The organism is Escherichia albertii (assembly GCF_028622335.1).
GTDB lineage: Bacteria > Pseudomonadota > Gammaproteobacteria > Enterobacterales > Enterobacteriaceae > Escherichia > Escherichia albertii.
Map to the genome: position 1 here is coordinate 1,622,875 of NZ_CP117568.1, position 13,806 is coordinate 1,636,680.

13 protein-coding genes are annotated in these 13,806 nt (G+C 51.8%); 4 read left to right on the forward strand and 9 right to left on the reverse strand.

Annotated features, from left to right (window positions below):
- Positions 1–2 precede the first annotated feature (2 nt).
- The 3 genes from iscS to trmJ form a co-directional block, all read right to left on the reverse strand.
- Positions 3–1,217 carry a cysteine desulfurase gene (gene iscS, locus PS053_RS07890; protein WP_001295373.1) on the reverse strand — a complete coding sequence of 405 codons (1,215 nt, stop codon included), beginning with the start codon at positions 1,215–1,217 and terminating at the stop codon, positions 3–5.
- 115 nt (positions 1,218–1,332) lie between these two features.
- Positions 1,333–1,821, reverse strand: a complete 489-nt coding sequence (gene iscR / locus PS053_RS07895; protein ID WP_001241354.1) for a Fe-S cluster assembly transcriptional regulator IscR — start codon at positions 1,819–1,821, stop codon at positions 1,333–1,335.
- A 267-nt stretch (positions 1,822–2,088) separates the two neighbouring features.
- Complete coding sequence (gene trmJ / locus PS053_RS07900; protein ID WP_000940025.1) at positions 2,089–2,829, reverse strand: tRNA (cytosine(32)/uridine(32)-2'-O)-methyltransferase TrmJ; 741 nt, start codon at positions 2,827–2,829, stop codon at positions 2,089–2,091.
- Positions 2,830–2,947: 118 nt separating this feature from the next.
- Between trmJ and suhB the strand changes: the two genes are divergently transcribed.
- From suhB to csiE, 3 genes are all read left to right on the forward strand, one after another.
- Positions 2,948–3,751 (forward strand): inositol-1-monophosphatase, encoded by an 804-nt coding sequence (suhB, locus tag PS053_RS07905; RefSeq protein ID WP_000553445.1) that lies wholly within the window; start codon positions 2,948–2,950, stop codon positions 3,749–3,751.
- Positions 3,752–3,896: 145 nt separating this feature from the next.
- Positions 3,897–4,751, forward strand: a complete 855-nt coding sequence (locus PS053_RS07910) for an alpha/beta hydrolase (RefSeq protein WP_025238575.1) — start codon at positions 3,897–3,899, stop codon at positions 4,749–4,751.
- Positions 4,752–4,941: 190 nt separating this feature from the next.
- Complete coding sequence (gene csiE, locus PS053_RS07915) at positions 4,942–6,222, forward strand: stationary phase inducible protein CsiE (protein WP_000982977.1); 1,281 nt, start codon at positions 4,942–4,944, stop codon at positions 6,220–6,222.
- On the opposite strand, the gene PS053_RS07920 is transcribed toward csiE, so the two are convergent.
- On the reverse strand, positions 6,214–7,353 hold the full coding sequence (locus PS053_RS07920; protein ID WP_256879214.1) for a 3-phenylpropionate MFS transporter: 1,140 nt from the start codon (positions 7,351–7,353) through the stop codon (positions 6,214–6,216). The genes csiE and PS053_RS07920 overlap by 9 nt on opposite strands.
- Before the next feature lie 414 nt (positions 7,354–7,767).
- Between PS053_RS07920 and PS053_RS07925 the strand changes: the two genes are divergently transcribed.
- Positions 7,768–8,190 carry a DoxX family protein gene (locus PS053_RS07925; RefSeq protein ID WP_001094735.1) on the forward strand — a complete coding sequence of 141 codons (423 nt, stop codon included), beginning with the start codon at positions 7,768–7,770 and terminating at the stop codon, positions 8,188–8,190.
- Between the two features lie 47 nt (positions 8,191–8,237).
- Here PS053_RS07925 and PS053_RS07930 read toward each other — a convergent pair whose 3' ends face one another.
- The 5 genes from PS053_RS07930 to PS053_RS07950 are packed head-to-tail and all read right to left on the reverse strand — an operon-like array spanning position 8,238 to position 13,788.
- Positions 8,238–9,110 carry an aldose 1-epimerase gene (locus PS053_RS07930; protein WP_001029472.1) on the reverse strand — a complete coding sequence of 291 codons (873 nt, stop codon included), beginning with the start codon at positions 9,108–9,110 and terminating at the stop codon, positions 8,238–8,240.
- A gap of 10 nt (positions 9,111–9,120) precedes the next feature.
- Positions 9,121–10,215 (reverse strand): zinc-dependent alcohol dehydrogenase family protein, encoded by a 1,095-nt coding sequence (locus PS053_RS07935; RefSeq protein ID WP_256879213.1) that lies wholly within the window; start codon positions 10,213–10,215, stop codon positions 9,121–9,123.
- 32 nt (positions 10,216–10,247) lie between these two features.
- A complete protein-coding gene (locus tag PS053_RS07940; protein ID WP_025238570.1) occupies positions 10,248–11,246 on the reverse strand; it encodes an ABC transporter permease in 999 nt (332 codons plus the stop codon).
- Between the two features lie 24 nt (positions 11,247–11,270).
- Positions 11,271–12,782 (reverse strand): sugar ABC transporter ATP-binding protein, encoded by a 1,512-nt coding sequence (locus PS053_RS07945; RefSeq protein WP_105198417.1) that lies wholly within the window; start codon positions 12,780–12,782, stop codon positions 11,271–11,273.
- A 22-nt stretch (positions 12,783–12,804) separates the two neighbouring features.
- Positions 12,805–13,788, reverse strand: coding sequence for a substrate-binding domain-containing protein (locus PS053_RS07950; RefSeq protein ID WP_025238568.1), 984 nt, complete (start codon positions 13,786–13,788; stop codon positions 12,805–12,807).
- Positions 13,789–13,806: the final 18 nt, after the last annotated feature.

Here is a 13,806-nt window from a genome sequence, read left to right on the forward strand (position 1 = left end):
GATTAATGATGAGCCCATTCGATGCTGTTCAGATCCACGCCCTGCTTGTACATTTCCCACAGCGGAGAAAGGTCACGCAGACGACCGATGGATTTACGAACTAACTCGATGGTGTAGTCGATCTCTTCTTCAGTAGTAAAACGACCTAAAGAGAAACGGATAGAGCTATGTGCCAGCTCGTCGTTCAGCCCCAGCGCGCGCAGCACGTAGGACGGTTCGAGGCTTGCAGACGTACAGGCGGAACCTGAAGAAACCGCGAGGTCTTTCAGCGCCATAATCAGCGACTCACCTTCAACGTAGTTGAAGCTGACGTTGAGAATGTTCGGCGCACCGTGTTCCAGGTCACCGTTCAGGTAAACTTCTTCGATATCTTTGATGCCGTTCCACAGACGGTTACGCAGGCCACGCAGACGTTCCATCTCGGTCGCCATCTCTTCTTTTGCGATGCGATAGGCTTCGCCCATACCGACGATCTGGTGAACAGGCAGCGTGCCGGAACGCATACCGCGCTCGTGACCGCCACCGTGCATTTGCGCTTCAATGCGTACGCGCGGTTTACGACGCACATACAGTGCACCGATACCTTTCGGGCCATAGATTTTGTGGCCGGAGAAAGACATCAGGTCAACTTTCAACTGGCTCAGGTCGATAGGCAGTTTGCCCACACTCTGAGTAGCATCAACGTGATAGATAATGCCACGAGCACGGCACATTTCGCCGATAGCCGCGATATCCTGCACCACGCCGATTTCGTTATTTACGTGCATGATAGAAACAAGGATGGTGTCGTCACGCATCGCCGCTTCGAGTTCTTTCAGATCGATAATGCCGTTACGCTGCGGCGCCAGATAGGTGACTTCGAAACCTTCGCGCTCCAGCTGGCGGCAGGTATCCAGTACCGCTTTGTGTTCGGTTTTACTGGTGATGATGTGCTTGCCTTTTTTCTGATAAAAGTTGGCAGCACCTTTGATCGCCAGGTTGTCAGATTCGGTTGCACCAGAGGTAAAGACGATTTCACGCGGGTCAGCACCAACCAGATCGGCAATCTGATTACGGGCGATATCTACCGCTTCTTCAGCCTGCCAGCCGAAACGGTGAGAACGGGAGGCCGGGTTACCAAAGGTTCCGTCCATCGTCATAAACTGCATCATTTTCTCGGCAACACGCGGGTCCACCGGCGTGGTTGCGGAGTAGTCGAGATAAATCGGTAATTTCATTGCTCTATAAACTCCGTACATCACTCAATGCAAGGAATCAGGCTACCGGCTGGATGTACGACCGTGTTTACGGAGCGCGATACGCCCCGGCCTGATTCTGAATACTTTTTATCTTTTATGCGCGCAACTTAACATCAATTGCATCGTTACGATTGCTGCGTGGCGCGTCGTGAGTATGCTGACGACCAGACACATCCAGCACTTCCTGGTTATTAACCAGTTCGCCTAAAGTAATGTTATTGAGAAAACCGGTGAGACGGTCGCTCAAATCACGCCACAGCGCGTGGGTCAGGCACTTATCGCCGCCCTGGCAGCCGCCTTTACCCTGACAACGGGTGGCATCTACAGATTCGTCAACGGCGCTAATCACTTCGCCAACGGCGATGCTGCTGGCATCTTTGCCTAACAGATAACCACCGCCTGGTCCACGTACGCTGGAAACCAGACCATTTTTACGCAGACGGGAAAACAGTTGTTCCAGATAAGAAAGGGAAATTCCCTGACGTTCAGAAATATCAGCCAACGGTACCGGGCCTGCTTCGGAGTTGAGCGCAACGTCCAGCATTGCGGTCACGGCATAGCGCCCTTTAGATGTCAGTCTCATGTCTTACTTCACCTCAAACTCGCCCCTGCCCGGGGTTTTTTATTGTAAAAGTGGGGGTATTGCATAGCAGGGTCAAGTCTGACATTCCCGAGTAATTTGGTCAACTATTTACTTGACTGATTTAGTCGGGTATTTAACCTTCAGTGCCATTTTTTTCGTGGCGTTTGTACCTGTTGTCGGATGCGGCGTGAACGCCTTATCCGACCTACGGGTCTGTACACTGTAGGCCTGATAAGACGCATTACGCATCACATCAGGCAATAACGGTTATTCGGCCTTGTTACCTTTATTCTGCTGCTCAATAGAAGCCAGAATCCCGCGCAGGATATTCAACTCCTGGCTTTCCGGGCGCGCACGGGTAAACAGACGACGCAGCTTATTCATCACCTGCCCCGGATGGTTTTCACGAATAAAACCGGTTGCCAACAGCGTTTGTTCGAGATGACCATAAAAACGCTCCAGATCATCGACCAGCGGATACGGCGTCTCTTCATGCTCAACCTGCTCGCCGTTTTCCTGAGTCGCCAGCCAGGCCATGCGCACTTCATAAGTAATAACCTGTACGGCCATCGCCAGGTTCAACGAGCTGTATTCCGGGTTAGCCGCAATCGCGACATGGTAATGGCATTTCTGCAATTCTTCATTGGTCAGGCCAACGCGCTCGCGACCAAAAACCAGCGCCACTGGCGTATTAGCGGCTTCGGCGACGCTTTTCAGCCCGCATTCACGCGGGTCGAGCATTGGCCACGGCAACGTGCGCGAACGCGCGCTGGTGCCAACCACCAGGCTACAACCGGCTAACGCTTCGTCGAGCGTATCGACGATGTGAGCATTACCAATCACATCGCTGGCCCCTGCGGCCAGGGCAATCGCCTGGGAGTCAGGTTTCACCAGTGGATTAACCAGCCACAGATTGGTTAATCCCATTGTTTTCATAGCCCGGGCAACAGACCCCATATTGCCGGTGTGTGACGTCTCCACCAGCACAATTCGAATATTTTGCAGCATTGTCTTTCTTCGTCTAAAGATTATTTGCGCATCTTATCATAAAACGAAGACAGATTCCGATCTCGCTGCTATACTCTGCGCCGTTTTCCCGTTCTTTAACATCCAGTGAGAGAGACCGATGCATCCGATGCTGAACATCGCCGTGCGCGCAGCGCGCAAGGCGGGTAATTTAATTGCCAAAAACTATGAAACCCCGGACGCTGTAGAAGCGAGCCAGAAAGGCAGCAACGATTTCGTGACCAACGTAGATAAAGCTGCCGAAGCGGTGATTATCGACACGATTCGTAAATCTTACCCGCAGCACACCATCATCACCGAAGAAAGCGGTGAACTTGAAGGTACCGATCAGGATGTTCAATGGGTTATCGATCCACTGGATGGCACCACCAACTTTATCAAACGTCTGCCGCACTTCGCGGTATCTATCGCTGTTCGTATTAAAGGCCGCACAGAAGTTGCTGTGGTTTACGATCCTATGCGTAACGAACTGTTCACCGCGACTCGCGGTCAGGGCGCACAGTTGAACGGCTATCGTCTGCGCGGTAGCACCGCTCGCGATCTCGACGGCACTATTCTGGCAACTGGCTTCCCGTTCAAAGCAAAACAGTACGCCGCCACCTACATCAACATTGTTGGCAAACTGTTCAGCGAATGCGCTGACTTCCGTCGTACTGGTTCTGCAGCGCTGGATCTGGCCTATGTGGCTGCTGGTCGCGTTGACGGTTTCTTTGAAATCGGTCTGCGTCCGTGGGATTTCGCGGCAGGCGAGCTGCTGGTTCGTGAAGCGGGCGGCATCGTCAGCGACTTTACCGGTGGTCATAACTACATGCTGACCGGTAACATCGTTGCCGGTAACCCACGCGTTGTTAAAGCCATGCTGGCGAACATGCGTGACGAGTTAAGCGACGCTCTGAAGCGTTAATGACTCAGGCGGGTGATATCCACTCACCCGCCCTCGCCTTTCAGGCGCTATTCCGAAATACTTCCTCACCGCTTTACTTTCTTTCGCCACTCTCCCACCATCTTTCCCCGATTAATGGATGATAAAGAAGTCACAAGGAAAGGTTATGGCGCTGCCAGTAAACAAACGCGTTCTCAAAATTCTGTTTATTCTCTTTGTTGCTGCTTTCTGCATTTATTTAGTACCGCGCGTCGCCATCAACTTCTTCTATTATCCAGATGACAAGATTTATGGTCCCGACCCCTGGGCGGCAGAATCTGTTGAATTTACTGCCAAAGATGGCACTCACCTGCAAGGATGGTTTATTCCTTCGTCGACGGGTCCCGCCGAAAAAGCCATCGCGACTGTTATCCATGCTCATGGCAATGCCGGGAATATGTCCGCACACTGGCCGCTGGTCAGTTGGTTACCCGATCGCAATTTCAATGTATTCATGTTTGATTATCGCGGGTTTGGTAAGTCAAAAGGAACGCCATCACAAGCCGGATTACTGGACGATACACAAAGCGCCATCAATGTGGTGCGCCATCGCAGTGATGTAAACCCACAACGATTGGTGCTGTTCGGTCAAAGTATCGGCGGCGCAAACATCCTCGATGTTATTGGGATGGGAGATCGTGAAGGTATACGCGCGGTGATCCTCGACTCCACATTTGCTTCTTACTCAACCATCGCCAACCAAATGATCCCCGGCAGCGGCTACTTACTTGATGAGAGTTACAGCGGCGAAAACTACATCGCCAGCGTCAGTCCGATTCCACTTTTACTGATTCACGGTAAAGCCGATCACGTTATCCCGTGGCAGCACAGCGAAAAATTGTATAACCTGGCGAAAGAGCCCAAACGTCTGATCCTGATCCCTGACGGCGAGCATATTGATGCCTTTTCCGATCGTCATGGTGATGTTTATCGCGATCAGATGGCAGATTTTATCCTTAGTGCGTTGAATCTGCAGAACTAACCTGTAACCGCCAGAGAGAGAAAAATTTATAAAATAACCTTAAGGCGAGGTATTTCACTATTCACAACAGTTTAACATGAGAAAAATTCTGTGACGTTGACCAACATTTCTGATGATTAGCATTCCATTCACCATTTCCATAAGCAAACTTTAGCTATTCTTATCAATTATGCTTATGGGAGGTCCACAGATGATGCCTACGCTTGCTCCACCATCTGTACTTTCAGCTCCCCAGCGCCGCTGCCAGATATTGCTGACGCTATTTCAGCCGGGGTTGCGTGCCACCACGGCAACTTTCAGCGAGCTTAACGGTGTGGATGATGATATTGCGGTGCGCGATATCAGCGAAACAGGACAAGAAATCCTCCGCTATCATCAACTCACACTCACTACTGGTTATGACGGCGGCTACCGGATTGAAGGTACAGTGCTTAACCAACGTTTATGTTTGTTTCACTGGTTACGACGCGGTTTCCGTTTATGTCCGTCATTTATTACCCACCGTTTCACTCCCGCTTTAAAGGATGAACTAAGGCGTCGGGGGATTGCCCGCAACTTTTATGACGACACAAATCTGCAAGCTTTAGTTAATCTCTGCTCGCGCCGGTTACAAAAACGCTTTGAAGCACGTGATACTCATTTTCTGTGCCTGTATCTACAATATTGCCTGTTGCAACATCATGCCGGAATCACGCCACAATTTAACCCGCTGCAACGTCGCTGGGCTGAATCCAGCCTTGAATTTCAGGTGGCGCAGGAGATTGGCCGCCACTGGCAACGCCGGGCACTCCAGCCAGTACCACCAGATGAACCGTTGTTTATGGCAATACTTTTTTCCATGCTACGGACCCCTGATCCATTGAGGGATACTCATCAACGCGATCGGCAATTACGTCAGGCTATCGTTCGTCTGGTACACCATTTTCGCGAGCTGGGAAATGTTAATTTCTATGATGAACAGGGGTTATGCGATCAGCTTTATACACATCTCGCCCAGGCATTACACCGCAGTTTGTTTGCTATCGGTATTGATAATACTTTGCCAGAAGAGTTTGGCCGACTCTATCCTCGTCTGGTCCGAACCACTCGCGCAGCGCTGGCCGGGTTTGAAAGTGAATACAATGTTCGTTTTTCCAATGAAGAAAGTGGCCTGGTAGCGGTGATTTTCGGCGCATGGTTGATGCAGGCAAATGAGATTCACGAAAAACAGATCCTTCTGCTGACGGGCAATGACAGCGAAAGAGAAGCCTATATTGAGCAGCAGTTACGTGAACTGACGCTACTGCCACTCAATATTAAGCATATGTCCGTGAAGACATTTTTAAAAAATGGCGCGCCGCGAAACGCTGCACTGATTATTGCGCCTTATACCATCCCGTTACCGCTCTTTTCGCCGCCACTAATTCATACGGACCAGAACCTGACCATACATCAACAGGAACAGATCCGAAAAATGCTTGAATCAGCATGAAGGAACGACTTTCGGGCGCAAAAACATTGCCGGAAGCGCCACTAAAGCCATCACCCAGAACACGCCGTGCCCCAGATATTGATACAGGAAACCGGCGAAGACGGTCATGATGGCAATACTTCCGCCCATCGCGACGGCAGAATAAACCGCCTGCAAACGGATGACTTCGCTGCCCTGACGGGCGGCTATATAGCGCATAGCGGCCAGGTGGCAAACAGTAAAGGTACCGCAGTGCAGAATTTGTACTAATATCAACCACGGCAATTCAGTAGTCGCGCCCATAATCCCCCAGCGAACCGCTCCGCAAATCGCCGAGATCAACAACATATCGCGAGCACTGCAGCGACGGAAAAGTTTATTACTCAGCGCAAAGATGATCACTTCTGCCACTACGCCCAATGACCACAAATACCCTACCGCCGAAGCAGAATACCCAGCAGCCTGCCAGTAAATGGCGCTAAAACCGTAATAGGCCGCATGTGCCCCCTGCAATAAACAAACGCAGGCAAGAAAACGCCAGTTCTGACGAACCAGCGCCAGCCATGCCGCCCAGCCTGTGCTCTCCTGCTGGCGACTAACCCCCTGCGGTTGAATGGTTGGGCGAAGCAGAAAACCAAGCAGCATGGATGCCACGCCTAGCGTCAACATCGTCAGAATGACCCGATAGTCGAACACGCTGACCAGTTTTCCCGTCAGCGCCGAACCTATGACAAACGCTACCGAGCCCCAAAGTCGTACTTTGCCGTAATCAAGAGGAAACTGCTTTTGCCAGGTATTGGCCAGCGCGTCGGTCAACGGAACCAATGGCGAGAAAAAAAGGTTGAAGCCGATCATGACGACCATCAGCCACGCTACGTGCGCCCCTGCCCAGAAGGCAATGGCAAAAAGCAGCGTCAGCAACGCCAGCACCCGCAGCGCGGAAATCAGGCGAGAAGGATCGCTTACACGCGGCGCAATTATCAAACTACCGAGGAAGCGGGCAACCAGTCCTGTCCCTAACAACAGACCGATAGTTTCTGGCGTTAAACCAACTCCCTCAAGCCAGACGCTCCAGAAAGGCAAAAAGATGCCGTAGCTAAAAAAGTATGTGAAATAACCGAGCGCCAACCAGCGCGTGGATTGCAAAACCATGAGTCCCTCCCGTCAGGAGGCGTTAGTCTGAAGTTAATCGAATGTTGGTGCAAGTTGAAAAATAAGAATATTCGAGTGAGCTTCCTGACGGTTGCCATGCTTATCAGAAAACGACAAAAAAGTGCGGCCCACGACGCAATATGGAAAAAAGAACAGAACGATGAGACGAGTGACAAAGGCTAAATTGCCCGATGCGCCTGGCTTATCACCTCTGGCAATTTATAAAACTGACAGATTCATGTCAGACGGACAAGGCGTTTGCACCGTATCCAACATGAAACAACGCGCACGTTGTCAACAATATGCCGTTATACCAGACCTGGATAATTAGCGAATATCTCAACGCCTGGAGCATGGCGAGGTGCAAGAGTGTGTATTACGTTTAAATCACATCATCTTGCAAAAGGATTGGTTATGAACACTCTACGTTATTTTGATTTTGGCGCCGCCAGCCCCGTTTTGTTATTAATTGCCCGAATCGCCATCGTTTTGATTTTCATTATTTTTGGTTTTCCCAAAATGATGGGCTTTGACGGTACAGTACAATATATGGCCTCACTGGGCGCACCGATGCCAATGCTGGCAGCAATTATTGCGGTCATTATGGAAGTGCCCGCGGCAATATTAATCGTACTTGGCTTTTTCACCCGTCCGCTGGCGGTGCTGTTTATTTTCTACACGCTGGGTACGGCGGTGATTGGTCACCATTACTGGGATATGACCGGTGATGCCGTCGGGCCAAATATGATTAATTTCTGGAAGAATGTCAGTATTGCTGGCGCATTTTTGCTGCTGGCGATTACCGGCCCGGGAGCGATTTCTCTCGATCGACGTTAGGAAAGATGCCGGATGCGGCGTGAACGCCTTATCCGGCATTTTATAAATTACAGCAACGCAACCCGCAACGACATCTCTGAGGTTGTTGATTCCCCCGGCGCAAGCGCAATGAGGTCACCACCTTTCGGGCGATGATGGTCATCCGGCGCATGGCTCATCGGTTCCAGACAGAAGAAATCAAACGCATACCCTTTATCAAACGCCGGGTCAGAAACAAAGATGAAATAACATGGTGCAGGCGGCGTCGTTTCCATGATGATGGCGTACCCCTCCTGCGGTTGCTCGATGCGGGCCTGACCATTCCAGCCAGCAAAGCCATTGTTCACCCACTGACGCGGTAACGGCGCGAGATGATTGAAATCCAGCTCCCGGGGTAACTGCTCGCAAAACTCACCTGCCAGCCACTGTTCCCGCTCCAGCCAGTAACCGCTTGCCTGCGCCTGAATCCGCGTTTGCGGCGCCAACGGAAAATAAGGATGCCAGCCAGTACCAAATGGCAGAGTTTCTGCGCTCAAATTCGTTACCGATAGCGTCACCTTCAGTTCATCCGTCGTCAGATGAAATGCCTGACTTGCCCGGTAATGATAAACACCGCTGCAATGTTCATACACCAGACACAAGCTATCATCGCTACGCGAGACGCATTGCCACTGACCCAGCCAGGCGTCCCCGTGCAGATAATGCGCATCCCATTCAACATTCGGTTGTAGTTGATATTCACGTCCCTGCCAGACAAAACGATTACCGCTCACCCGATTAGCAAACGGAACCAGCGGAAAACAGGAAGCGTCGGTAGCAACGCCGCTTTTTTTCCCCGGACGCAGCAGCGGGGCGGCGTCACGCCAGAAGCCTTCAATTACACCGCCCTGATCGGAAACCTCAAGCTTTAGCGCCCCCTGAGATAGGGTATAGATGGCCATCCTCTACTCCTTAATCCTGGAAGTTGATCACGACTTTCCCGCATTTGCCGCTCGCCATTAGCGCGTAAGCATCTCCCGCCTGCTCCAGTGAGAAGCGATGGGTAATAGCGTTACGCGGCCACAGTTTCCAGTCAGTCAAATCGTGGGCGCATTTTTCCATATGGAACAAGCTGGTCACCCAGGAGCCAATAATTCTGCGTTGGTGATGCATCAGGTCAGCGCTGACCTCAAATTCCACTTTTCCGGTTTCGCCAATGTAAACCACTCGCCCCCAGTCGGCGGTAGATTGCAATGCCAGCAAGCGCCCCGCAGCATTACCGGAACAATCAAGCGCAACATCCGCACCGCCATGAGTGAGTTCAGCGATGATCTGCGGCAGACCTTCGGTGGTCGCTAAATAGCCGTGATCCATCACCCCTAGCTGTTTCGCCATCGCCAGACGTTCCGGCAACATATCAACACCGATGATCCGTTTTGCACCGCGACCTTTCGCCAGCATCATCGCCATCATCCCGACCGGCCCCAGACCAACCACCAGCACGTTATCGCTACCGGAAACCTCGCCGCGCAAAATCCCTTCATACGCCGTACCAACACCGCAACTGATAAACGCGCCATCTTCGTAGCTCAGCGCGTCTGGCAGGAGGATCAGATCTTTTTCTTCCGCCAGCAGGTATTCGGCATGACCGCCGTCACGCTGCCAGCCGTAAGCGGCTTTTCCTTCACCGGTGCAGGAGATAGGAAAACCGCGACGGCAGTTCGGGCAAAAGCCACAACCGGAAATGTGATACACCAGCACGCGGTCACCCTCTTTGAAATGGCGACAGCCTTGCCCCATCGCCACAATCTGCCCGCACGGTTCATGACCGTTGATAAACCCCTGGTATAACGGTTTATCGGGCGCGGCTGCCGTGGCACGGTGTTGATGATAGATATAGTAGACATCGCTTCCGCAAATCCCGGAGGATTTCATTTTGATCAGTACCTGGTTAATCCCCGGCGTCGGCACCGCAACTTCCCGCAGATCGACGGTCGAATTTCCTGGTAAATAAGCTGCCAGCATCGTTTTCATAAATCCCTCATTAACAATACGATTAATTTTCATCCCTGCCGCACCCGCGCCAGGGGCGTTAAGGTTTAGCGTTTCGCTTTACTGCTTCGCTGGGTCAACAAGATATTCGCCAGGACTGCCACCACGATGATGACGCCGCGGACCACCTGCTGGAAAAAAGAGTTAATCCCGAGCAATACCAGACCGTTACCGATTAGCGTAATTACCAACACACCAAGCAGCGTACCGAATAACGAACCGCGCCCGCCGGAAAGCGCTGTGCCGCCGACCACGACCGCAGCAATCACGTCAAACTCCAGACCGTTTGCTGCCCCTGCGTTACCAGAACCGAGGCGCGCCGCCAACAAAATGCCGGTCACCGCCGCTAATAGTCCTGAAAGGGTAAAAATGAGAATGCGAACCCGCCGGACGTTGATGCCGCACAACTGCGCCGCCGTAGCATTACCGCCAACGGCAAAAACCGAGCGTCCGAAGGCGGTTTTGCGGCTGATGAACACAAACAACGCAAACAACACCATCATGATCAGCGCGGACACTGGCACACCGAGAAATTGTCCACCCAGCCAGTCCAGCACCTCGTTTTCGTCAATCGGCACGGGCAGGGCGTTAGTCATAAACAGGCCCATACCGCGCAGAGCGCTCCACAACCCCAGCGTGGCAACGAAACTTGGCACGTTAAACACACCGCGCAGCACCCCGGCCAGCGTCCCCATCAGCGCGCCTAACAGCAACACCAGCAGACAAGCAATCGCCAGCGGAACGTCAAATTGCAGCAAAAATGCCAGGCACACCGAGACAAAAGCCACCATCGGCCCAACGCTGACATCAATTTCACCGGAGATAATAATCAGCGTCATCGCCCAGGCGGCGATCCCGATGGTGGCAGCATCGCGCAGCACGTTCATCTGGTTATTCAATGAGATAAAGCCAGGCGCATTCAGAGAGAAGACCAGATACAGAATGGCAATCACCACCAGCAAACCGATCTCATTAATATGGCGACTGACAAATTGTTTGAGCGAGACGCTCTTGCCCTGCGGCAATGGTAATGACGAAGCAGACATCTTCAGGTTCCTCGGTAAAATTCATCAGTGCACAGACAGAATGGCGGACATCAGATCATCCACATTGACCGGAGAGTGAAACTCCTGCGAGAACGTACCGTGCTGTAACAACAGAATGCGGTCGCACACCAGCGGTAACTCCTCCACTTCACTGGAGATAAACACCACGCTTTTTCCTTCGGCTGCCAGTTCGCGGACAATACGGTAGATCTGCTGTTTGGCTTCGATATCGACGCCGCGCGTTGGCTCGTCGAGCAACAAAATCTGGCTGGCGGCATACACCCAACGACCAATCACCACTTTTTGCTGATTACCGCCAGAAAGCGTGCCGATGGGCGTTTCGCTACTGGCAGCCTTGACCGTCATCCGCTGCATCACCTCTTCGGTCAGGCGGCGGATAGTGGACCATTGCAGCACGCCGTTGGCGCTAATTTTTTGTCGATTAGTCAGCACTGTATTTTCGTCAACGCCCAGCCAGGGAATGATCCCTGCTTCTTTGCGGTTTTCTGGCGTATAGCCAATGCCGCGTTTCAGCATGTCGCCGTAATCGGGGCGCGTGATTTTCTCGCCGTTGACAACAATTTCACCCTGTTCATACGCCTCCAGGCCAACGATCGCTTTCAGCAATTCACTGCGCCCAGCCCCCAGCAGGCCAGCAATGCCGAGCACTTCGCCGCGACGCAGGGAAAAACTGATCTCCGTAAGTTTTGGTCTGTGGCGTAACGCGCGAACTTCCAGTACGGTCTGGTCCGCAATCTCCTGAGCTGCAACCGGTGCAATATCAACGTGATCGCGCCCGAGCATCAGCGACACAATATGGCGGGTTGAGGTGTTTTCGAGCATCACATCACCCGCCACCTGACCATCACGCATGACGGTGGCACAGGAGGCAATGCGGCGGATTTCTTCCATCCGGTGGCTGACATAAATAACCGCCACGCCCAGTGCTGACATTTTTTTCACGGCGCTAATCACCAGTTCAACTTCCGCACTGGCGAGCGAACTGGTGGGCTCATCAAGAATGACCACGCGCGGTTCACCCTTCATCACCCGCGCAATTTCCACTAGCTGTTTTTGCGCCGGGCTTAGCATAGAAACAAGCTGTTCAGGGCTAACATCGACACCCAACGCTTGTAAGCAACGTTGAGCATCCTGCGCCATTTGCGAGTAATCAATCATGCCGTTGCGTCGGGGCCATTGACCGAGGCAGAGGTTTTCCGCCACGGTCAATCCTTCCACCAGACTTAACTCCTGATAAACCGCCCGGACTCCAAGTTCAGCAGCGCGTCGGGTCAGTGTGGCTTCATCGCCTTCCAGCCGCGTCTCACCAATCCAGATATCACCGCTATCTGGTCGCTCGCTGCCGGTGAGCATCCGAATAAGAGTCGATTTACCCGCGCCGTTTTTACCTAACAGCGCGCGAACTTCGCCTTTATTGAGCGTGAAGTTGACGTTATCCAGCGCAACAACGCCGGGGTAACGCTTATTTCCTGCCACCACTTTTGCTACCGGAACTGCCTCTGTTGCCGTGAACATAGGAACCTCTGCGAGTCAGCGATTAGGGCAGACCATCAACGTGCGTTGTCAGCCACTGTTTACCGTCTTCCGTTTTGGTATAGAGGTCGATAGGCACCTGAATTACTTTTTCACCGTCGGCTTTTTTATCGATAATCTTCAACGTTTGGGCGAAAACAGCATTCCCCATCTTCTTACCAGAAATATCCACCACCGCTTTCAGTACCTGATTATTTTCCAGCTCCTGGGCAATTTCGGTGGTCATATCCGAACCAAAGACAGCAATTTTTCCAGCCTGATTTTGATTGCGTACCGCTTTTACCGCGCCGAGCGTCGCACCACCTGATTCCCCCATAATGGCGTTGAGATCCGGCGTAGAGATAATCAGTTTTTCACCAACGGAAATCGCTTTATCTAAAACAGTGCCTTCCTGATTAGCGACAATTTGTGCGCCGGGAACGCGAGCTTTTAATACTTCCTCGAAGCCTTTACGTCGTTGAACACAAACTTCAAAAGCTTCGCAATTGATGACGGCAATTTTCGGCTGGTCAATTTTGTTGGCAATAAAATAATCGGCGGCAGCATTACCCAATTTTTTACCAAATTCCAGCGGGTCACCTACCAGATAAGCCGAGACATATTTATCAACGCCTTTCTGATTAATACAGGTGTTGTAGCAAATCACCGGAATGCCCGCTTCACTGGCGCGGCGAACGGTACGGCTACTGCCATTTTCAGAAACTGCCGACAAAATAATGGCATCGACATTACGCGCTACAAGCGTATCGACAAAGGTACTTTCTTTCGAAATATCGCCCTGGGCGTTAGTTTCAATTAACTGTACCTGTACTGAGGAATCTTTTGCTGCATCCTGAACACCCTGACGCACACCGGCATAATATCCCTGAGTATCAAGGTATATTGCGCCAATGGTCATTTCTTTTTCCGAAGCGTTGGCAAATAGTGCGCTACCCAATAGCGTAACCATTAATAACAGATTACGGGTTGTTCTGATTTTTTTAGGCATAGTGCCTCCTGTAGGGTT

Coding starts and splice junctions, on each gene's coding strand:
- PS053_RS07930 (WP_001029472.1), bottom strand. CDS start 9,110: ATGGCCATCTATACCCTATCTCAGGGGGCGCTAAAGCTTGAGGTTTCC.
- PS053_RS07950 (WP_025238568.1), bottom strand. CDS start 13,788: ATGCCTAAAAAAATCAGAACAACCCGTAATCTGTTATTAATGGTTACG.
- iscR (WP_001241354.1), bottom strand. CDS start 1,821: ATGAGACTGACATCTAAAGGGCGCTATGCCGTGACCGCAATGCTGGAC.
- PS053_RS07920 (WP_256879214.1), bottom strand. CDS start 7,353: ATGGTTTTGCAATCCACGCGCTGGTTGGCGCTCGGTTATTTCACATAC.
- PS053_RS07925 (WP_001094735.1), top strand. CDS start 7,768: ATGAACACTCTACGTTATTTTGATTTTGGCGCCGCCAGCCCCGTTTTG.
- suhB (WP_000553445.1), top strand. CDS start 2,948: ATGCATCCGATGCTGAACATCGCCGTGCGCGCAGCGCGCAAGGCGGGT.
- iscS (WP_001295373.1), bottom strand. CDS start 1,217: ATGAAATTACCGATTTATCTCGACTACTCCGCAACCACGCCGGTGGAC.
- csiE (WP_000982977.1), top strand. CDS start 4,942: ATGATGCCTACGCTTGCTCCACCATCTGTACTTTCAGCTCCCCAGCGC.
- PS053_RS07910 (WP_025238575.1), top strand. CDS start 3,897: ATGGCGCTGCCAGTAAACAAACGCGTTCTCAAAATTCTGTTTATTCTC.
- PS053_RS07945 (WP_105198417.1), bottom strand. CDS start 12,782: ATGTTCACGGCAACAGAGGCAGTTCCGGTAGCAAAAGTGGTGGCAGGA.
- trmJ (WP_000940025.1), bottom strand. CDS start 2,829: ATGCTGCAAAATATTCGAATTGTGCTGGTGGAGACGTCACACACCGGC.
- PS053_RS07935 (WP_256879213.1), bottom strand. CDS start 10,215: ATGAAAATTAATCGTATTGTTAATGAGGGATTTATGAAAACGATGCTG.
- PS053_RS07940 (WP_025238570.1), bottom strand. CDS start 11,246: ATGTCTGCTTCGTCATTACCATTGCCGCAGGGCAAGAGCGTCTCGCTC.